Source organism: Streptomyces sp. NPDC052064, from assembly GCF_055585925.1.
Window position 1 is genome coordinate 159,191 of the sequence record NZ_JBVJJE010000014.1, and the last position, 19,634, is coordinate 178,824.

Here is a 19,634-nt window from a genome sequence, read left to right on the forward strand (position 1 = left end):
TCAATCCGCGGAGCGATCCGCGGCGGACCCTTTGACTGCGATCTTCATAAGCGAACGGGGCAGCCGAGCCCCGCCGAGCCGAGGACCGCACATGCAGCCGCAGCTCCAGTACGCCGAAGACCCCGCCGCCACCCGTCCCGGACGACTTCGTGCGGCATGGCGGGAGGCCCACGAGCCTGTTGCCGGGGTGTCCCGGCGGATGCGGCTCGTCCCCTACGCCGTGCTGCTGGCCGTCCTGCCCTCCAGCCTCTGGAGGCTCCCGGCCGCGCTCGACAACGGAATCACGGTCGGCGAGCGGATCTACATCGTCGCCCTCTCGGCCCTGTCCGAGGTACTCGCCTTCACCGCGTTCGGTCTGATCGCCCGCTGGGGCGAGGTGTTTCCACGCTGGATCCCGTTCCTGCGTGGCCGCCGGATCCCGACCATGGCAGCGGTCATCCCCGCCGCGACCGGAGCCACTCTCCTCACGTTCATCTGCTGCCTAACCCTCGTCACCCAGATCATGGGCAAGACGATCCGAGGCGACGCGGCTCCCGACGATTCTCCCAACGACCCCTTGTTCCACATCTGCTACACGCCGCTGCTCCTGTGGGGGCCGCTCCTGGCCGTACTGACCGTCGCGTACTGGAAGCGCCGTCGAGCGGTCGAGCACCCGCCCGTGAAGGCCTGACGTCCAGCCCCTCGCTCCGCAGTGGTCCGAGTCCGGAGCCACACCGCCACAGGCTGAAGCGGTACCGCGTGACGCAGAGTGTCCGCCGACGGCCCACTGAGGACCGCCGTCACTCTGTGCGCCGAGGCTTGGTGCCGACCTTGTGGTGAGTGGGGCGTGTGTAGGCATCACCGGTGGCGAGGACCCGGCCCACGTCGTGTCGGGCAGCCGGTTGGCGGTTCTTCGAGCCCGGTGGTCTGCCAGGCCCGGGACGCGAGGGTTTCGGCGCACCAGCCGGAGAGCCGGTCTTTGTGTGCAGGTTTCTGAACCCACTACGAAAACGCCGGTTGAGTTCGAGATGCCGTTCGACGCCGAACCTAAACGACAAGCTAAGACGTGGGGCTCTCGGAAGCAGACCCCTGCTGCGGGTACACCAGCCCCACCCCGTGGGCGAGTTGCCCCGCCGCGTGCCGGAAGAACGTCTCCCGGTCCGTCACCACTCGGTTGAACTGCCCGAACAGCTCGAAGCCGACCAGCCCGAACAACTGGGCCCAGGCCGCGACGAGGGCCGTCACCGTCTCGGGCGGCAGGTCCGGCGCGAGGTCGGTGGCCATCCGTTCGGCCTCCGGGCGCAGCTCGGCCGGCAGCGAGGGCCTGGCCAGGCCGAGGCCGCGGTAGGCGTCGCGCACGATGCCGAAGAACAGCAGACCGACGCGGGCGGCGGCCGGGACGGTGGTGTCGGGGGCGGTGTAGCCCGGCACGGGCGATCCGTAGATGAGGGCGTACTCGTGCGGATGGTCGAGCGCCCAGCGCCGCACCGCCTCGCACACCGCGATCCAGCGTTGCGGGGGGCCGGAGCCGGCGGCTGTTTCGTGGGCGGCCTCGGCGGCCTCGCCGAGGGAGTCGTAGGCGTCGATGATGAGAGCGGTCAGCAGGTCGTCACGGCTGGGGAAGTAGCGGTACAGCGCGGAGGAGACCATGCCGAGCTCGCGGGCGACGGCGCGCAGCGAGAGCCTGTCGGCGCCCTCGGCCGCGAGCTGTCTGCGGGCCTCGTCCTTGATGGCCGCGGTGACTTCGATCCTGGCCCGGGCACGGGCGCCGTGTGTGGTGCTCATGCGGGGCAGTGTGCCATGGAAGCGGAGCAGTGCACACAAACGAGATCGGCGCACACAAGCGAGAGCAGCATCCAAGAAAGAGAGCAGTGCTCTTGCTTTGGAGCGCCGACCTCGGGCAGACTGGCAGCACCGAGCGAGAGCAGTGCTCACAAATAAGAGCACTGCTCCACACCCACCAGGGGGGCCCATGTCCACGCACGTCCGCAAGCCCGGCTGGTTCACCGTCAACGTCTTCAACCGGCTCGTGAGCTGGCTGACCCGCCGCGGCGTCAGTGTCTGGGGCTCCCGCGTCCTCGCGGTCCGCGGCCGCAAGAGCGGCCAGTGGCGCACCACCCCGGTCAACCTGCTGACCCTGGACGGCAGGCAGTACCTGGTCGCACCCCGCGGCCACGTCCAGTGGACGCACAACATGCGCGCGGCGGGCGGCGGGGAACTGCACCTCGGCAAGCGCGTGGACACCTTCACCGCGACCGAGGTAGGCGACGACGACAAGAGCCCGATCCTGCGCGCCTACCTCGAGCGATGGAAGGCGGAGGTCGGGGTCTTCTTCAACGGAGTCGGCCCCGACTCCCCGGACGACCAGCTGCGCCGCATCGCCCCCGACCACCCGGTCTTCGAGATCACTGTGACGGGCTGACCTCGTCGCCCGTCGCGGCGGGACGGCGGTCCAGCGCGGTCAGAGCCCGCTGGGCCACCGGGTACGTGCGGACGATCTCGCCCAGCGACGTCGAACCCTGCGTGATCTCCTTGAACGCCCTCCAGGCCGGGCGGAAGCTCGTCAGCGCCGCGTGGAACAGGCCGGGGCGGCGCTCGAACACGGTCAGCAGCCGTTTGCCGACGCTCATCTCCACACCGAGCCCGGCCTTGACCGCGAACGCGTAGTTGAGGGCCTGCCGGCGCGTGTCCACGGCGTCGTGCGCCTCGGCGATCCGCACCGCCCACTCCCCCGCGAGCCGCCCGGACCGCAGCGCGAAGGAGATGCCCTCGCGGGTCCACGGCTCCAGCAGCCCCGCCGCGTCACCGCACACCAGCACCCGCCCGCGCGAGAGCGGCGAGTCGTCGGCCCGGCAGCGGGTCAAGTGCCCGGAGGAGATGCTCGGTTCGAAGCCGGCGAGGCCCAGCCGCCCGACGAACTCCTCCAAGTACCGCTTCGTCGCGGCGCCTTCGCCCCGCGCCGATATCACCCCGACCGTCAGGGTGTCGCCCTTGGGGAAGACCCAGCCGTAACTGCCGGGCATGGGGCCCCAGTCGATGAGCACCCGCCCCTTCCAGTCCTCGGCTACGGTCTCCGGAACCGGGATCTCCACCTCCAGGCCGAGGTCCACCTGGTCGACCTTGACCCCGACGTGCGCCCCTATGCGGCTGGCGCTGCCGTCCGCGCCGACCACGGCCCGCGCGAGCAGGACCTCGCCGCCCTGGAGGAGCACGGCGACCGTGCGCCGGTCGGGCACCGCCGAACCGTGCTGCTCGACCCGCTGGACCGTCACACCCGTACGCAGCTCGGCGCCCGCCTTCTGCGCGTGCTCGACGAGCTGCTGGTCGAACTCGGGCCGGTTGATCAGCCCGAAGAGCATCTGCTTGGACCGGCGGGTGCGCGTGAAACGACCGTTGTTCGAGAAGGTCACCGCGTGCACGCGGTCCCTGAGCGGCAGCTCGAAGCCGGGCGGGAGGGCGTCGCGCGAGGGGCCGATGATGCCGCCGCCGCACGTCTTGTACCGCGGCAGCTCCGCCTTCTCCAGCAACAGCACGCGTCTCCCGGCGACCGCCGCCGCATACGCGGCCGAAGCGCCCGCGGGTCCCGCGCCCACCACGACGACGTCCCACACCTGCTGTACGTCGTCCGCCGAAGAGTTCTCGCTGCTCACGATGGTCTACTGCTCCCGATCAAGCCGCCTGCCCCTGCTGTCTCCCGCATCCTACGGCGGACCCGGCCGAAGGCCGCTGTGGGAGGATCTACGGCACTCACCGCTACAACGTCGCACCCACAAGGAGCGTGCCCATGTCGTCGAATCCGGTCGCCGAGACCGTCGCCTCGTTGATGCCCAGGGCGAAGGAAGAACTCACCGAACTGGTGGCCTTCCGGTCGGTGGCGGACTTCGACCAGTTCCCGAGGAGCGAGAGCGAGGGCGCCGCCCGCTGGGTCGCGGACGCGCTCGCCGCCGAGGGTTTCCAGGACGTGGCCCTGCTCGACACCCCCGACGGCACGCAGTCGGTCTACGGCTACCTGCCGGGCCCGGAGGGCGCGAAGACGGTCCTGCTGTACGCCCACTACGACGTACAGCCGCCGCTGGACGAGGCCGGCTGGACGACCCCGCCGTTCGAACTGACCGAGCGGGACGGGCGCTGGTACGGGCGCGGGACCGCCGACTGCAAGGGCGGTGTCATCATGCACCTGCTGGCGCTGCGCGCGCTGAAGGCGAACGGCGGCGTCCCGGTCCACGTGAAGGTGATCGCCGAGGGCTCGGAGGAGCAGGGCACGGGCGGACTGGAGCGGTACGCGGAGGAGCATCCGGGCCTGCTGGAGGCCGACACGATCGTCATCGGCGACGCGGGCAATTTCCGGGTCGGGCTGCCGACCGTCACTTCCACCCTGCGCGGCATGACCCTCGTCCGCGTCCGGATCGACACGCTCGCCGGCAACCTGCACTCGGGCCAGTTCGGCGGTGCCGCGCCCGACGCGCTGGCCGCCCTGATCCGGGCCCTGGACTCGCTGCGCGCCGAGGACGGTTCGACGACCGTCGACGGGCTCACCGGGGACGCGGCCTGGGACGGGCTCCAGTACGACGAGGAGCGGTTCCGGCAGGACGCCAAGGTGCTGGACGGCGTCGGGCTGATCGGTTCCGGGACGGTCGCCGACCGCATCTGGGCGCGCCCGGCCGTGACGGTCCTCGGCATCGACTGCCCGCCCGTCGTCGGCGCCACCCCGTCCGTGCAGGCGAGCGCCCGGGCGCTGATCAGCCTGCGGGTGCCGCCGGGCGTGGACGCGGCCGAGGCGACCAAGCTGCTCCAGGCGCACCTGGAGGCGCACACGCCGTGGGGTGCGCGGGTGAGCACCGAGCAGATCGGCCAGGGCCAGGCCTTCCGCGCCGACACGTCGAGCCCGGCGTACCAGGCCATGGCGGACGCGATGGCCGTGGCGTACCCGGGACAGGAGATGCAGTACGCCGGCCAGGGTGGCTCCATCCCGCTGTGCAACACCCTCGCCGCCCTCTACCCGCGTGCGGAGATCCTGCTCATCGGGCTGAGCGAGCCGGAGGCCCAGATCCACGCCGTGAACGAGAGCGTGTCCCCCGAGGAACTGGAGCGGCTGTCGGTGGCGGAGGCGCTGTTCCTGCGCAACTACGCGGCGAGCTGACCGCTCTGCCGACAGCCAAGGCCCTCGTCCGCGGACGGGGGCCTTGCCTACGGTCGTCCCATGGACGTCATCGAGCTCCTCCCCCGCCTCCACTTACTGCGCTTCCCCGTCGGCCAGGCCTATCTGTGGCGCGACGGCGACGACCGTGGCGAACTGACGCTGATCGACGCCGGCCCGGCGGGCTACGGCGCGCCCATCGCCGAGGCGGTGACCGCGCTCGGCCGGGATCCGCGGGACGTACGGCGGATCGTGCTCACCCACTTCCACGACGATCACGTGGGCGGGGCGGGCGAGTTCGCCGCGCTCGGTAGTGCCGAGGTACTGGTCCACCGGCTGGACGCGCCCGTCGTACGGGGCGAGGTCCCCGGCCCCCCGCCGGTGTTCGAGGACTGGGAGCGGCCGCTGTACGAGCAGGCGGCGAAGCTCCTGCCCGAGGGTGACTTCGTCCGGCCGGCGCAGGTCACGGAGCTGGCCGGGGGCGAGGTTCTGGACTGGGGCGGCGGGGCGCACGTCGTCCACGTGCCGGGGCACACGCACGGCAGCATCGCGCTCCATCTCCCGGAGTACGGGGTGCTGTTCACGGGTGACACGGTCGCCGCGTCGCCCGTGGACGGCACGGTGATGCCGGGCGTGCTCAACCTCGACCGCTCCCAGGTACCGGCCGCCTGCCGGCGGCTGGCGGAGCTGGACACGGACGTGGCCTGCTTCGGTCACGGGGATCCGGTGACGCGGGGGGCGGCCGGGGCGCTGCGGGCCATGGCGTACGCGTGACCGGCGGTGGTCAGAGGCTGCCCTTCAGCTCCGCGAGTGCCGGGTCGAGCACGATGTCCTCGGCGCGCGCGGCGACCGTCGGTTCCTCGGGGAAGTGGCAGGCGGTCAGGTGGCCCGCGGGGCTGCCCTCGACGCTGACGAGCCGCGGTTCCTCGGTGGCGCACTTGTCCTGGGCCTTCCAGCAGCGGGTGCGGAAGCGGCAGCCGGAGGGCGGGTCGATCGGCGAGGGCACGTCCCCGGCCAGCCGTATCCGCTCCCGCCGCTCGGTGGCGTCCGGGTCGGCCTCGGGGACGGCGGACAGCAGCGCGTGCGTGTAGGGGTGCCGTGGCCGGGTGTAGAGCGACTCCCGGTCGGCCACCTCGACGATCTTGCCGAGGTACATCACGGCGACCCGTTCGGAGAAGTGCCGTACGACGGCGAGGTCGTGGGCGATGAAGACGAAGGCGATGCCGAACTCCCGCTGGAGGTCCTGGAGCAGGTTGACGACCTGCGCCTGGATGGAGACGTCCAGCGCGGAGACGGGTTCGTCGGCCACGATCAGCTTGGGCTGCAGGGCGAGGGCGCGGGCGATGCCGATGCGCTGGCGCTGGCCGCCGGAGAACTCGTTCGGGTAGCGGTTGTAGTGCTCGGGGTTGAGGCCCACCGTCTCCAGGAGTTCCTGGGCGCGCCGCTTGTGGCCCTGGGGCGGATTGATGCCGTTGAGCCGCATCGGCGTCTCGATGATGGTGCCGACGGTGTGCCGGGGGTTCAAGGAGGAGTACGGGTCCTGGAAGATCATCTGGAGGTTGCGGCGGGCCTCCTGCATCCGCCCGGGAGGCCGGTGGGTGATGTCCTCGCCGTCGAAGACGACGGAACCGCCGGTGGGTTCGAGCAGCCGGGTGATCAGGCGGCCGGTGGTCGACTTGCCGCAGCCGGACTCGCCTACCAGGCCCAGCGACTCCGCGGGCCCGACCGAGAAGTCGATGCCGTCGACGGCTCGTACGGCTCCGATCTGGCGCTGGAAGATGATGCCCTGCCGGAGGGGGAAATGCTTCTGGAGTCCGCGTACTTCGAGGAGGTTCTCTCCGGTAGGGCGGTCGGTGGTCTGCCCGGTGAGGGACTGGGTGGTGCTCACGTCATGCTCCCTTTCGTCCGCCGCCGTCACTGTGCGGCCCGTGCGGTTCCGGCACCGCGGTCGTCCGGGCCGGTCCCGCCGCGGATCTCCTGCTTGGCCTCGTCCGTGAGATGGCACGCGGCGAGGTGCCCTCCGGTGCCGGAGACGAGGCGCAGCTCGGGCCGTTCCACGGTGCAACGCCCCTCCGGGGCCCAGCCCTTGTAGGCACAGCGCGGGTGGAAGGAGCAGCCGTCCGGCAGGTTGATCAGGCTCGGCGGGGTCCCGGGGATCGGGTTCAGCCGTTCGCCGACGTCGCCGGTGAGGTGCGGCATCGACTGCAACAGCCCCCATGTGTAGGGGTGCTGGGGCTGCTTGAGGACCTCGCGGGTGGTGCCGTACTCGATCCGGCGGCCGCCGTACATCACCAGGATGTCGTCGGCGACGTCGGAGACCACGCCGAGGTCGTGCGTGATGATGACGACGGCGGAGCCGAACTCCTCCTGGAGATCCCGGATCAGGTCCAGGATCTGCGCCTGGACGGTGACGTCCAGGGCGGTGGTGGGCTCGTCGGCGATGAGCAGGGCGGGGTCGCAGACCAGCGACATGGCGATCATGGCGCGCTGGCGCATGCCGCCGGAGAACTGGTGCGGATAGTCCCTGACCCGGCGCTCGGGCTGCGGGATGCCGACCCGCTTGAGCATCTCGACCGCGCGGTCCCTGGCCTCCTTCTTGGAGACCTTGTGGTGCACACGGTAGGCCTCGGCGATCTGGGCGCCGACGGTGAAGAAGGGGTGCAGCGCGGAGAGCGGGTCCTGGAAGATCATGGAGACCGTACGGCCGCGCAGTTCTCGCATCTCGGCCTCGGGCAGGGCGACGAGTTCCCTGCCCTCCAGCCAGATCTCGCCGGAGACCCGGGCGCGGGTGCCCTTGTGCAGTCCGAGCAGGGCCAGCGAGGTCACCGACTTGCCGGAGCCGGACTCTCCGACGATGCCGAGGGTCCTGCCCTTCTCCAGGGTGAAGGAGACGCCGTCGACGGACCTGACGAGGCCGTCCTCGGTCGGGAAGTGCACCCTCAGGTCGCGTACGTCGAGGAAGGGTGCGGGCGCGGGCGTGACGTCCGCGGGCTGCGGTGAGGTCTGAACGGACACGGGTGTTCCTAAGGACGAAGAAGGGCTCAGGCGAGGCGCACGCGCGGGTCGACGAGGCCGTACACCAGGTCGACGACCACGTTGGCGAGGACGACGAACGTCGCGGCGAAGAGCGTGGTGCCGAGGATGACGGGAAGGTCGGAGTTCTGGACGGAGTCGACAGCGAGCTTGCCGATGCCGTTGATGCCGAACACCGACTCGGTGATGACCGCGGAGCCGCCGATCAGTGAGCCGACGTCCATGCCGAAGATGGTGATGATCGGGGTGATGGCGGCCCGCAGCCCGTGCTTGAGGACGACGGTGGAGGCCGGCAGGCCCTTCGCCCGTGCGGTGCGCATGTAGTCCTCGGCGAAGACCTCCAGCATCGAGGAGCGGCTGAGCCGGGTGTACATCGCGAGGTAGACGATGACCAGGGTGGCCCACGGCAGGATCAGGCCCTTGAACCAGCCTGCGGGGTCCTCGGTGATCGAGGTGTAGCCGGAGGTCGGCAGGATCTGGAACTTGTCGACGAAGAGGTACAGCAGGAGCAGACCGATGAAGTAGATCTGCACCGACACACCGAACAGGGCCAGTCCGACCGCCGCCTTGTCGGCGGCCTTGCCCCTGCGGACCGCGGCGACGGTGCCGAGGCCCACGCCCAGGACGAGGAACGCCACCGCGGCGCCGAGACCGAGGGAGAGGTCCGCCGGGAAGTCCTGGAGGAGCGTCGTCAGTACGGGGGTGTCGGTCTGGAAGGAGATGCCGAGGCAGGGCGCCGCGCAGTGGATGCGGACGCTCTGGTCGCCGTAGTCGCGGCCCACGACCAGCCCCTTGACGAACTCCCAGTACTGCGTCAGGTAGCTCTGGTCCAGGCCCAGCGAGTGCTTGATCTCCGCGAGACGGGAGGGCGAGCAGGTTTTTCCGCAGGCCAGGAGCGCGGGGTTGGACGGCAGCGCGAAGAAGATGAAGAAGGTGATCGTGGTGATCACCAGCATGATCACGGCCGCTGCCAGCAGGCGTCTGATGAGGTAACGAAACATGGGTTGCCGGGACCTGACGTGAGTGGGGTGCCCGCCGGCGGCCTGGACCGCCGGCGGGGTTCAGAGGGAGTGCGTCACTGCTTGATGTAGGCGTGCACCAGGCTGGGTTCGGCCATGATCGGATCGTCGATGACACCGCCGACCTTCGAGCCGCTCACCTCGCTGAAGTTCATGTACATCAGCGGGACCACGGCGGCGTCCTTCAGGATCTGCTCGTCCAGGTTCCCGTAGGCGGTGTTGCGCTGCTTGATGTCGGTCATCTTGCCGATCTTGTCGATCTGCGCGTTGACCTTCGGGTCGTTCAGGTACGAGAGGTCGTTGTTGGACTGCGGGAGCTTCTTGATCTGCCGCCCGTCGAAGAGGGTGGGCAGCACGGTGGAGGCGTTCGGCCAGTCCGCGATCCAGTCGCCCCACGTCAGGTCGTACTGGTTCTTCACGTTGTCCACGGTGCTGAAGTAGTTGTTCTTGTCGATCGGGGTGATGTTCACCGTGATGCCGATCTTCGCGAGCGCGGTCTTCACGGCGTCGGCGAAGTGCTCGTGCGTGGGGATGTTCTCCACCGCGAGCGACATCGTCGGCTTGGGATTGCCGGCCTGCTTCATCAGGGCCTTGGCCTTGGTGAGGTCACCGGCGGGGTTGCTGCTGTAGAGGTTGAAGTCCTTGTGTCCGTCGATACCGGGGGCGAGCATCGTGGTGGCGTAGTTGCCGTAGGCCGAACCGCCGAAGGCGCCGCGCACGGTGGTCTTGTCGACGGCGTACTCGATCGCCTGGCGGACCTTGATGTCCTTGACCCGGTTCAGGTTGATCGCCATGTAGTTGATGCCCGGGGCCGGGATCTTGTAGTAGCGCGACTTGAGCGACGGGTCGCCCGCCATCGCCGTCAGGTCGGAGCCGGCGATAGGCGTCTGCGTGATCGCGGTCTGTGCGGATCCGCCGTCGGACTTGATCTGCTGGTCGATGGCGGCCTGGTCCTGCCCGAACTTCGCGTCGATCTCGTCGAGGTTCTGCTGGCGGATCGGGTCGGTCGACTGGCTCCAGTTCTTGTTCCGGACGAGGACCATTTCCTTGTTCTTGGCGTACGACTTGATCATGTAAGGCCCGTCGGACCAGACATGTGTGTCGTACGTGGCGCCGGTGTCGTGTGCCTTGGGCACCGCCGACCACCCGGTCATGGCCGTCGTCTCGTTGAAGTCGGCGACGGGCTGGTTGAGATGGAAGACGAGGGTGTACTTGTCCGGCGTCTGGATCGAGTCCAGCTGCTTGCCCTGGTACGGGCCCTTGTAGGAATCGCCGCCGACCAGCCACTGACTGGCGTACGGCGGGCCGCCGTTGATGTCCGGGGAGAACGCCCGCTCGACGCCGTACTTGACGTCCTGGGCGGTGACTTCGCTGCCGTCCTGCCACTTGACCCCGTGGCGCAGGTGGAACGTCCACACCGTGGCGCCCTTGCTGGGCGTTCCGGTGTCGGTGGCCAGGTCGCCGACCAGCTTGGGCGCGGATGCCGTCTCGTCCCATCCGGTGAGGGTGCGGACGAGTTCGTAGTCCATGCTCGAACCCTCGGTGGTGTACGTCCGCTGAGGGTCGATGTGGTTGAAGTCGGCGTCGTCGAGGATCGTCAGCGTGCCGCCCTTCGACGGGGAGCCGCTGGCGGTGTTGCCGGAGGACCCTCCGCATGCGGTGGCTCCGAGGGCGATCACGACGGCGGTTGCCGTGAGAGCGACCGTGCGCGATCTGCGCGTGCTGCGCGTGCTGCGCGTCATTGGGGAAACTCCGTTCTTGCTATGGGCTCGGCGGTCGTTCGTGGGACCGCCGGGCCGACACTCGGGGGGTGGCTGGTCAGCCGCGCCGGGCGCGGGGATCCAGGGCGTCCCGGACGCCGTCCCCGAGGAGGTTGAGCGCCAGGACCAGGAGGAAGAGCAGGACGCCGGGCACGAAGAGGTACATCGGGTCCTGAAGGAAGAACTGGGAGGCGTCCGACAACAGGGCTCCCCAGTCGGGGTTGGGTGGGACGACACCGACGCCCAGGTACGACAGCGCCGCCTCGGTGGTGATGTTCTGCGGGACGGCGAGCGCGAAGGAGATCAGGATCGGCGCCCACAGGTTGGGCAGCAGCTGCCGGAAGAGGATGTGCCGCCGGCCGGCGCTCATCAGCCGCGCGGCGTCGACGAACTCCCGCTCCCGCAGGGACAGCACCTGTCCGCGCACCAGGCGGGCGGTGTACGCCCAGGCGAAGACCGCGATGTTGAGAACCAGGACGAGGAGCCGGAGGTTCTCGTCGGTGCCGCCGTGGGTGTTGGTCTGCAACGCGTTCTGGATCACCGGGGTGAGCGCGATGATGAACAGCAGCTGCGGGAACGCCAGCATCACGTCCATGACCCGGGACAGCAGGGAGTCGACCCAGCCACCGAAGTAGCCGGCCGCGAGCCCTGCCACGACACCGACCACGGTGGACAGCACGGCCGAGGCGAAACCCACGTAGAGGGAGGTGCGCAGGCCGTAGACGATGCGGGCGAACAGGTCGTAGCCGGTGCCCGGTTCGACGCCGAGGAGGTGCTGGGCGCTGATGCCGCCCAGCGATCCGTAGGGGAAGTTGCCCGTGTCGGGGTTGATCGCCTTGTTGTCGGGGGTGATCGGTCCCCAGCTGGTCAGCGCGGTGAGGACCGGCGCGAGCAGTGCGATCGCGATGAACAGGAGAGTGGCCGCCAGGGCGGCCGTGGTGACCTTGTCCCGCCTGATCCGCTTCCAGGCCATGCGGGCCGGTGAGCGGCCGGCGACGACCGTGCCGCCGGTTCTGGGGTCCTGCGTCGACGGCTCGGTCAGCAGCGCGGTGCCGCCGCCGGCGTCGGCCGGCTGGTGTTGCGTGGTCATCGTACGGACATCCCGGATCTGCCCCTGAGGCAAGGAAATTGAGTGGCGGTCGTGAGCGCCGCCGTGAGACTCTGCGGACTTTCGCAATGCCGTGCGAGTCCGGTCAAGCCGAGCAGGGGCCAGAAAAGGGATTGTTTGCGGTCATGGAAAAGTGTTGACGAGTACGGGGAATGTGATTACCCGCCGCGTGGACGAGTGCGGGAGATTCCTTGGGAAGCGGTTGGCAATAGGCCCGTGGACGTTTCCTTTTGCTTTTCCCTCGGAATCCCCCGCGCCGGGTAAAGGGCACGAACAGGAAGCTCGTCCTCAGCCGACCGGCACCCCGGCTTCCAGATAGAACGCCGCTCCGCGTTCGCGTGCCCTCAGGGCCCAGCGCAGCCGCTCGTAGCGCACCGGTGGCAGCAGGTCGGCGGCCTCCTCCTCGGTGACGAACCGCCAGTCGCGCAGTTCCGGCCCGGGCAGCAGCAGCCGTCCGGCCTGTGCGGAGTCGAGGAGGCCGCCGTCGAAGAGGAGCCGCAGTCCGCCGAACCCGGGGGGCGCCGGTCGTTCCCAGTCGACGACGAGCAGGCTCGGTACCTCGTCGAGGTGGATGCCGGTCTCCTCGGCGACCTCGCGCACACCGGCTCGTGCGGGCGCCTCACCGGGTTCGACGACCCCGCCGGGGAACTCCCAGCCGGCCTTGTAGGTGGGGTCGACGAGGAGTACCCGGTCCTGTTCGTCGAAGAGGAGCACACCGGCGGCGAGTGTCTCGGCGGTGGGCTCGGGCGTCTGCACGATGTCGCAGACGGGCACGGAGCCGCTGTTGACGGCTTCGGCGATCCGGGCGGCGGTCTCGTGCGGTGTGAGGTCGCTGGTGTCGACCGGGTGGGCGTCGGCGGTGAGCCAGGAGGCGAGGGCGGCCCGGTACGGCTCGATGTGGTCGAAGGACCACTGGCGTATTCGCATCTCGCCGTCGGGCAGGTCCTGCGGAACCTCGCGGCCCGCTATCCGCTCCCGCAGTATCGTTTCGGCCGGAGCGAGCAGGATGTGACTGACCGGAATCCTGCGGGCGGCCAGGCCGCCGAAGATCTCGTCGCGGTACTCCTGGCGCAGCAGGGTCATGGGGACCACCAGGGTCCCCCCGAGCTCGGCGAGCATCGCGGCCGCCGTGTCGATCAGGAGCCGTCGCCAGATCGGCAGGTCCTGGAAGTCTCCGACCTCGGCGAGGCGTTTGGGCGGCAGCAGATACCGGAGCGCTCCGCCGATGACCTCGGGGTCGAAGAGCGTGCTGTTCGGGATCAGTTCGATCAGTTCCTGTGCGGTGGTGGTCTTCCCCGCACCGAACGCGCCGTTGATCCAGACGACGGTCACAGGTCCCCCTCTTCTGTTGGCCCCCTGAGGCTTGCCCGCTCCACCCTGCCATGGAAACCAGCCGCAGTTGAGGGCGCATGACGATGGCGCCGGCACTCCCTCGCTCGGGAGCGCCGGCGCCGTGGGCCGGGGACGGGCGGACCGTTAGCCCTTCTCCTTCTCCTGCGCGCCGTCCTCCCTGTCCAGGGACAGGCTGTCCTTGGCTACGGTCTCGGGGAGGGTACGGAGGGTCTCGTCCGCGTTGAGGGTGCCGAGGCTCTCCCCGAGGGCGTGCGACGGGGTGACCGCCGCGACGACGAATCCGGTGGCGAGGGAGGCGATGGCGAGCATGCTGCGCTTCTTCATGCCCGACTCAACTGCCGGAACCGCCGCGGGGTCACGCACCCGGACCCGAGCGGGCGAAGCAGGGCTTCACGGCAGGTCGTCGTCCGGCTCTGCGCCCCAGGCGCCGGGCCCGCCACCGCGCCACTCGATCAGCCCGGACGCCGCCACGTACGCCTCGTCCGCGTCCTCGATCCCCGCCCGCCTCAGGAACTCGGCGACGTCCAGCGGCCCGTACGCGATCCCGAGGAACTGGTCGTCCACGCGTACCCGCCGGCCACCGTCCGTGGCGGGCGGGTACACCACGACGGGCTTCACGGACGCCATGGCACCAGGGTGCGCGGGGACGGCGCCGGGCGCTCGCCGGAGTAGGCCGTTCAGCTCGCCTTCTGCGTCTGCCGGAATTCGTGGACGTCGGCGGTGAGGGTGCCGTCGTGCTGCTCGTAGTGGGACAGGGCCAGGCCCAGACCGAAGAAGGTGGGTGCCCATTCGCCGACGAAGATGCCCCAGCGGTCGGCACGGGCGAGGCCGGTGCCCGGTTCCATCTTCATGGAGCCCATCCAGGCGACGACACTGAGGCCGACGGACGCCATGGCGGCCATGTAGGCGTGCTCGCTGCGGACGCCCTTCTCGTGCAGCTTCTTGATGATCATCAGTGGCTCCGTTCTCTGGGGGTTCCGGAGACGGAGTGCCCTCGGAGCGTGCCGTTATTCGCCCGATTTGTGACTTATGTGCAGACTGGGCTGCTCGTGACGGCCGTGAGGCGAGTGGCCCATGGCGCACACTCGCCTCACAGCAGTTCCCGAGGACCCGCTTCAGGCGCCGACGTAGGCCGCGAGGTGCTCCCCGGTCAGGGTGGAGCGGGCCGCGACGAGGTCGGCCGGTGTGCCCTCGAAGACGATCCGGCCGCCGTCGTGGCCGGCGCCGGGGCCGAGGTCGATGATCCAGTCGGCGTGCGCCATGACCGCCTGGTGGTGCTCGATGACGACGACCGACTTACCGGAGTCCACGAGTCGGTCGAGCAGGCCGAGCAGCTGCTCCACGTCCGCGAGGTGGAGGCCGGTGGTCGGCTCGTCCAGGACGTAGACGCCGCCCTTGTCCGCCATGTGCGTGGCCAGCTTGAGCCGCTGCCGCTCGCCGCCGGAGAGCGTGGTGAGCGGCTGGCCGAGGGTGAGGTAGCCGAGCCCCACGTCGGCGAGCCGCTCCAGGACCTTGTGCGCGGCCGGGGTACGGGCCTCGCCGTCGCCGAAGAACTCCTCCGCCTCGGCCACGGACATCGCGAGCACCTCGCTGATGTCACGGCCGCCGAGGTGGTACTCCAGCACCGAGGCCTGGAACCGCTTACCCTCGCAGTCCTCGCAGGGGGTGTCGACGCCGGCCATCATGCCCAGGTCGAGGTAGATGACTCCGGCGCCGTTGCAGGTGGGGCAGGCGCCCTCGGAGTTGGCGCTGAACAGGGCCGGCTTCACGCCGTTGACCTTCGCGAAGGCCTTGCGGATCGGGTCGAGCAGCCCGGTGTAGGTCGCGGGGTTGCTGCGCCGGGAGCCCTTGATCGGGCTCTGGTCCACCGAGACGACGCCCGCGTCGGCGGGGATCGACCCGTGCAGCAGGGAGCTCTTGCCGGAGCCGGCGACACCGGTGACGACGGTGAGCACCCCGAGCGGGATGTCGACGTCGACGTCCCGGAGGTTGTTCGCCGACGCGCCCCGGATCTCCAGCGCGCCGGTGGCCTTGCGGACCGTCTCTTTGAGAGTGGCCCGGTCGTCGAGATGACGGCCGGTGACGGTGTCCGCGGCCCGCAGCCCCTCGACCGTGCCCTCGAAGCAGACGGTGCCACCCGCCGTGCCGGCGCCGGGACCGAGGTCGACGACGTGGTCGGCGATCGCGATCGCCTCCGGCTTGTGCTCCACGACGAGCACCGTGTTGCCCTTGTCCCGCAGCCGCAGCAGCAGGTCGTTCATCCGCTGGATGTCATGCGGGTGCAGGCCGATGGTCGGCTCGTCGAAGACGTAGGTGACGTCCGTGAGCGAGGAGCCGAGGTGGCGGATCATCTTCACGCGCTGCGCCTCGCCGCCCGACAGCGTGCCCGCCGGCCGGTCGAGCGAAAGATAGCCCAGGCCGATCTCCACGAACGAGTCGAGCGTCCCCTGCAACGCGGTGAGCAACGGCGCCACGGACGGCTCCGAGAGCTTCCGGACCCACTCCGCCAGGTCCCTGATCTCCATCGCGCAGGCATCGGCGATGCTGATGTCGTCGATCTTCGAGGATCTGGCGCCCTCGCTCAGCCGGGTGCCGTCGCACTCGGGACAGACGGTGAAGGTGACCGCCCGCTCCACGAACGCCCGGATGTGCGGCTGCATCGCCTCCTTGTCCTTGGACAGGAACGACTTCTGGATCTTCGGGATCAGGCCCTCGTAGGTGAGGTTGATGCCGTTGACCTTGATCTTGACCGGTTCCCCGTAGAGGAACGCGTGCATCTCCTTCTTGGTGTACTCGCGGATCGGCTTGTCCGGGTCGACGAACCCCGACTGGGCGTAGAGCTGCACGGTCCACTGGCTGTCCGACTTCCAGCCGGGGATGGTGAACGCGCCCTCCGACAGCGACTTGGAGTCGTCGTAGAGCTGGGTGAGGTCGATGTCGGAGACCTTGCCGCGGCCCTCGCAGCGGTTGCACATGCCGCCGGTGCGCTCGAAGGTCGCCTTCTGGGCCTTGGTCTTGGCGCCGCGCTCGACGGTGATCGCGCCGCTCGCCCGGACGGAGGCGGTGTTGAAGGAGTACGCGCTGGGCGGGCCGATGTGCGGCTTGCCGAGCCTGCTGAAGAGGATGCGCAGCATCGCGTTGGCGTCGGTGGCGGTACCGACCGTGGAGCGGGGGTCGCCGCCCATCCGCTGCTGGTCCACGGCGATCGCGGTCGTCAGCCCGTCGAGCACGTCGACCTCGGGCCGGGCCCGGTTCGGCATGAAGCCCTGCAGGAAGGCGCTGTAGGTCTCGTTGATCAGGCGCTGCGACTCCGCGGCGATCGTGTCGAACACCAGCGAGCTCTTGCCCGAGCCGGAAACGCCGGTGAACACCGTCAGCCGGCGCTTGGGGATCTCGATGCTGACATCCTTGAGGTTGTTCTCGCGCGCGCCGTGCACGCGGATCACATCGTGGCTGTCGGCAACGTGCGGCCCGGACGACTGTCTGTCCGTCCTCGTGGCCATGCTCATCGGTCTCCATCTGTCGGGCGGGGCTGCCGCGGTCGGACGATCTGGTGCCCCGCGCCGACCCGGAGGTGCGGCGCGGGGGTGTTGCGTGTGGGTCTGCCGGCCGGCTGCCAGCGCGCCGTCACTTCTTCAGCTGCTGGATGCGGACCATGTTGCCCGCGGGGTCGCGGAAGGCGCAGTCGCGCACGCCGTACGGCTGGTCCACGGGCTCCTGGACCACCTCGGCGTCGCCCGCCTGCACCCGCTCGAAGACGGCGTCGACGTCGGGGGTGGCCAGGACGATGCTGGCGTAGGTGCCCTTGGCCATCATCTCGGCGATGGTCCTGCGCTCGTCCTCGGTGATGCCGGGGTCCGCGGCCGGCGGATGCAGCACGATGTTCGTGCCGGGCTGGCCGACGGGGCCGACTGTGATCCAGCGCATGCCCTCGTAGCCGACGTCGTTGCGGACTTCGAAGCCGAGGGTGTCGCGGTAGAACGCCAGGGCGGCGTCCGGGTCGTCGTGCGGAAGGAAACTGGCGTGAATGGTGAGGTCCATGGGCGTCACGCTAGTTTCGGCCCGCGGTCGGCGCTTCTCGATTCCTGATCGGTCTGGTCACCTGTTTCGCCACGCACGAGGGAATTCCCGCGGTGGCGAGGGCCGCCTGGCGCCGGAACGCGCTGGGCGGCATGCCGACCAGTTCCGTGAAGCGGGTGCTGAAGGTGCCCAGCGACGAGCAGCCGACCTCGAAACACACCTCGGTGACACTGAGGTCCCCACGGCGCAGCAGCGCCATGGCGCGCTCGATGCGGCGCGTCATGAGGTAGCTGTACGGCGACTCGCCATAGGCGAGCTTGAACTCGCGGCTGAGGTGCCCGGCCGACATGTGCACGCCCCGGGCCAGCGCCTCGACGTCCAGAGGCCGTGCGTACTCCCGGTCGATCCGGTCCTTGACCCGGCGCAGGAGGGCGAGGTCGCGCAGGCGCTGCGCCGGGGCGGGTCTGCTGCTCACATGCGCGATCGTGTCACATCGCACGGACATTCGGGCGCTTTCCGAGGGAGTGCCCGGCATCCCGGACCAGTGTCCGTCAGGTGTGCCGGTGTCCGTCAGGTGTAGTACGTGTCGAACGTTCCGATCCACCACGCGGCGGGCGGCAGGAGGCACACCTGCACGCCGGCCGTGATCCAGCACCGGCCGAGGACCGCGATCCCGCAGGTCCACCACGCCGTGGTGTGCAGCGCGCTCACCACTGCGGCCTGGTAGCCCCGCCCGGTGAGGTCCATCATGCCGGGGTAGCCCATCCAGTCCTCGGTGAAGACGCCGTCCGCCCCGAACACGATGGCCGTCGACACGAGCCACAGGTCGGCCAGCAGGGCCGTCACCGCGAGGGTCACATCGAAGCGCAGGAACGCGGGCGTCGGCACCAGCAGCCGCGCCAGGAGGTGTCCGTGGCGCCGCACCCAGTCCTCCGACCTGATGCGGACGAGCGTGACGACGGCGTACACCAGCGCGCCGGCCGCCGCCGCCCATCCGCCCATGAAGGCGAGCCCGAAGAACAACATCCCGACACCCACGCCGGACCAGATGGCGCCGACGTCGGAGTGGTTCCTTCCGCATCAGGTGAGCGCCGGGCTCAGGAACGCGCAGGCCGGGAACGCGCCGCGCTCAGGAACGGGCCGCGCGCCGGAGATGTCCCGCCTGAACGTTCCTGCTCCGTCTCACACTCCCACCGCGGCCGTGTCCGTCCGCCTCTCCAGTGCTGCCGCCGCCGCGCCCACCAGCCCGGCGTCGGTGCCCATCTGGGCCGGGGCCACGGTCAGGTGCCGGACGAAGGACAGCGTCGCGTAGGTGCTCAGGGCCTTGCGCAGGGGGGCGAACAGGACGTCGCCCGCCTTGCCCACTCCCCCGCCGATCACGGCGATGTCGATCTCCACGAGGGTCGCGGTCGCCGCGATCCCGGCGGCCAGGGCCTGGGCGGCCCGCTCGAAGGAGGCGACGGCGACCGGGTCGCCGGCCCGGGCCGCGGCGGCCACCGCGGCGGCGGACAGGTCGCCGTCGGGGCCGGGCAGCCAGCCGTTCTCCAGGGCGCGCCGGGCGATGTTGGGGCCGCTCGCGATGCGCTCCACGCAGCCGTGCGAGCCGCACGGGCACAGATCGCCGTCGAGGTCCACACTGATGTGGCCGATGTGGCCGGCGTTGCCCGTGGGCCCGGCGTGCAGCCGGCCGCCGAGCACCAGGCCGCCGCCGACGCCCGTGGAGACGACCATGCACAGCGCGTTGTCGTGGCCGCGGGCGGCACCCTGCCAGTGTTCGGCCGCCGTGATCGCCACACCGTCGCCGATCAGCTCGACGGGCAGGTCCCCGGCCGCGGCCCGGACGCGCCCGACGAGCGGGTAGTCGCGCCAGCCGGGCACGTTCACCGGGCTCACCGTGCCCGCCGATCTGTCCACCGGACCGGCGCTGCCGATCCCCACGGCCGTGGCCCGCTCCCAGAGCGGCGACCCGGTGAGCTCGTCGAGCACCTCTTCCACGGCCCGCATCACGGTGTCGCCGTCCTCCCGGGCGGGCGTCGGCCGCTGGGCGCGGACCAGGATCCGTCCCTGGCCGTCCACCAGAGCGCCGGCGATCTTGGTGCCGCCGATGTCGAGCGCGGCCACGAGGTCGGTGTGCATGAGTGTCGGAACTCCCCGTCAACGGTGAAAGGAACTGGCCGGCCAGCAGCGGAGCACGGTCCGGAGATTGCGGTGCACAGTCTCCCCCG

20 protein-coding genes are annotated in these 19,634 nt (G+C 70.1%); 4 read left to right on the forward strand and 16 right to left on the reverse strand.

Annotated features, from left to right (window positions below; all coding sequences use genetic code 11):
• Positions 1 to 91: 91 nt before the first annotated feature.
• Positions 92 to 670 (forward strand): hypothetical protein, encoded by a 579-nt coding sequence (locus tag ACZ6TU_RS32845; RefSeq protein ID WP_469552548.1) that lies wholly within the window; start codon positions 92 to 94, stop codon positions 668 to 670.
• 368 nt (positions 671 to 1,038) lie between these two features.
• Here ACZ6TU_RS32845 and ACZ6TU_RS32850 read toward each other — a convergent pair whose 3' ends face one another.
• Positions 1,039 to 1,764, reverse strand: a complete 726-nt coding sequence (locus ACZ6TU_RS32850; protein WP_467678417.1) for a TetR/AcrR family transcriptional regulator — start codon at positions 1,762 to 1,764, stop codon at positions 1,039 to 1,041.
• A gap of 187 nt (positions 1,765 to 1,951) precedes the next feature.
• Between ACZ6TU_RS32850 and ACZ6TU_RS32855 the strand changes: the two genes are divergently transcribed.
• Positions 1,952 to 2,401: a nitroreductase family deazaflavin-dependent oxidoreductase gene (locus tag ACZ6TU_RS32855; RefSeq protein WP_467678415.1), complete on the forward strand. Its 450-nt coding sequence runs from the start codon at positions 1,952 to 1,954 to the stop codon at positions 2,399 to 2,401.
• Here the strand turns inward: ACZ6TU_RS32855 and ACZ6TU_RS32860 are convergent.
• Positions 2,385 to 3,629, reverse strand: a complete 1,245-nt coding sequence (locus ACZ6TU_RS32860; protein WP_467678414.1) for a geranylgeranyl reductase family protein — start codon at positions 3,627 to 3,629, stop codon at positions 2,385 to 2,387. The genes ACZ6TU_RS32855 and ACZ6TU_RS32860 overlap by 17 nt on opposite strands.
• 134 nt (positions 3,630 to 3,763) lie before the next feature.
• Between ACZ6TU_RS32860 and ACZ6TU_RS32865 the strand changes: the two genes are divergently transcribed.
• Positions 3,764 to 5,119 carry a M20/M25/M40 family metallo-hydrolase gene (locus ACZ6TU_RS32865; RefSeq protein WP_467678412.1) on the forward strand — a complete coding sequence of 452 codons (1,356 nt, stop codon included), beginning with the start codon at positions 3,764 to 3,766 and terminating at the stop codon, positions 5,117 to 5,119.
• 60 nt (positions 5,120 to 5,179) lie between these two features.
• Entirely contained in the window at positions 5,180 to 5,890 is a 711-nt protein-coding gene (locus ACZ6TU_RS32870; RefSeq protein ID WP_467678411.1) for an MBL fold metallo-hydrolase, read from the forward strand.
• A 10-nt stretch (positions 5,891 to 5,900) separates the two neighbouring features.
• Here ACZ6TU_RS32870 and ACZ6TU_RS32875 read toward each other — a convergent pair whose 3' ends face one another.
• From ACZ6TU_RS32875 to ACZ6TU_RS32940, 14 genes are all read right to left on the reverse strand, one after another.
• A complete protein-coding gene (locus ACZ6TU_RS32875; RefSeq protein ID WP_467678409.1) occupies positions 5,901 to 7,004 on the reverse strand; it encodes an ABC transporter ATP-binding protein in 1,104 nt (367 codons plus the stop codon).
• Between the two features lie 26 nt (positions 7,005 to 7,030).
• On the reverse strand, positions 7,031 to 8,131 hold the full coding sequence (locus ACZ6TU_RS32880; RefSeq protein WP_469552551.1) for an ABC transporter ATP-binding protein: 1,101 nt from the start codon (positions 8,129 to 8,131) through the stop codon (positions 7,031 to 7,033).
• A 26-nt stretch (positions 8,132 to 8,157) separates the two neighbouring features.
• Positions 8,158 to 9,150 (reverse strand): ABC transporter permease, encoded by a 993-nt coding sequence (locus ACZ6TU_RS32885; protein ID WP_467678405.1) that lies wholly within the window; start codon positions 9,148 to 9,150, stop codon positions 8,158 to 8,160.
• A 74-nt stretch (positions 9,151 to 9,224) separates the two neighbouring features.
• Entirely contained in the window at positions 9,225 to 10,910 is a 1,686-nt protein-coding gene (locus tag ACZ6TU_RS32890; RefSeq protein WP_467678403.1) for an ABC transporter substrate-binding protein, read from the reverse strand.
• Between the two features lie 76 nt (positions 10,911 to 10,986).
• Positions 10,987 to 12,018: an ABC transporter permease gene (locus ACZ6TU_RS32895; protein ID WP_467678401.1), complete on the reverse strand. Its 1,032-nt coding sequence runs from the start codon at positions 12,016 to 12,018 to the stop codon at positions 10,987 to 10,989.
• A 306-nt stretch (positions 12,019 to 12,324) separates the two neighbouring features.
• Positions 12,325 to 13,368 carry an NUDIX hydrolase gene (locus tag ACZ6TU_RS32900; protein ID WP_467678399.1) on the reverse strand — a complete coding sequence of 348 codons (1,044 nt, stop codon included), beginning with the start codon at positions 13,366 to 13,368 and terminating at the stop codon, positions 12,325 to 12,327.
• Between the two features lie 144 nt (positions 13,369 to 13,512).
• Positions 13,513 to 13,713 (reverse strand): hypothetical protein, encoded by a 201-nt coding sequence (locus ACZ6TU_RS32905; RefSeq protein ID WP_467678397.1) that lies wholly within the window; start codon positions 13,711 to 13,713, stop codon positions 13,513 to 13,515.
• 66 nt (positions 13,714 to 13,779) lie between these two features.
• The gene (locus ACZ6TU_RS32910) at positions 13,780 to 14,016 is read right to left on the reverse strand and encodes a hypothetical protein (RefSeq protein WP_467678395.1); all 237 of its coding nucleotides are present in this window, start codon (positions 14,014 to 14,016) and stop codon (positions 13,780 to 13,782) included.
• 50 nt (positions 14,017 to 14,066) lie between these two features.
• Positions 14,067 to 14,342, reverse strand: coding sequence for a hypothetical protein (locus tag ACZ6TU_RS32915; protein WP_467678393.1), 276 nt, complete (start codon positions 14,340 to 14,342; stop codon positions 14,067 to 14,069).
• Between the two features lie 162 nt (positions 14,343 to 14,504).
• Positions 14,505 to 16,898, reverse strand: a complete 2,394-nt coding sequence (locus ACZ6TU_RS32920; RefSeq protein ID WP_467678391.1) for an ATP-binding cassette domain-containing protein — start codon at positions 16,896 to 16,898, stop codon at positions 14,505 to 14,507.
• Between the two features lie 118 nt (positions 16,899 to 17,016).
• The gene (locus ACZ6TU_RS32925) at positions 17,017 to 17,430 is read right to left on the reverse strand and encodes a VOC family protein (protein ID WP_467678389.1); all 414 of its coding nucleotides are present in this window, start codon (positions 17,428 to 17,430) and stop codon (positions 17,017 to 17,019) included.
• Between the two features lie 10 nt (positions 17,431 to 17,440).
• A complete protein-coding gene (locus ACZ6TU_RS32930) occupies positions 17,441 to 17,914 on the reverse strand; it encodes a helix-turn-helix transcriptional regulator (RefSeq protein WP_467678388.1) in 474 nt (157 codons plus the stop codon).
• Between the two features lie 65 nt (positions 17,915 to 17,979).
• The gene (locus tag ACZ6TU_RS32935) at positions 17,980 to 18,435 is read right to left on the reverse strand and encodes a hypothetical protein (protein ID WP_469552554.1); all 456 of its coding nucleotides are present in this window, start codon (positions 18,433 to 18,435) and stop codon (positions 17,980 to 17,982) included.
• Between the two features lie 156 nt (positions 18,436 to 18,591).
• Positions 18,592 to 19,545, reverse strand: a complete 954-nt coding sequence (locus ACZ6TU_RS32940) for an ROK family protein (RefSeq protein WP_469552555.1) — start codon at positions 19,543 to 19,545, stop codon at positions 18,592 to 18,594.
• Positions 19,546 to 19,634 lie beyond the last annotated feature (89 nt).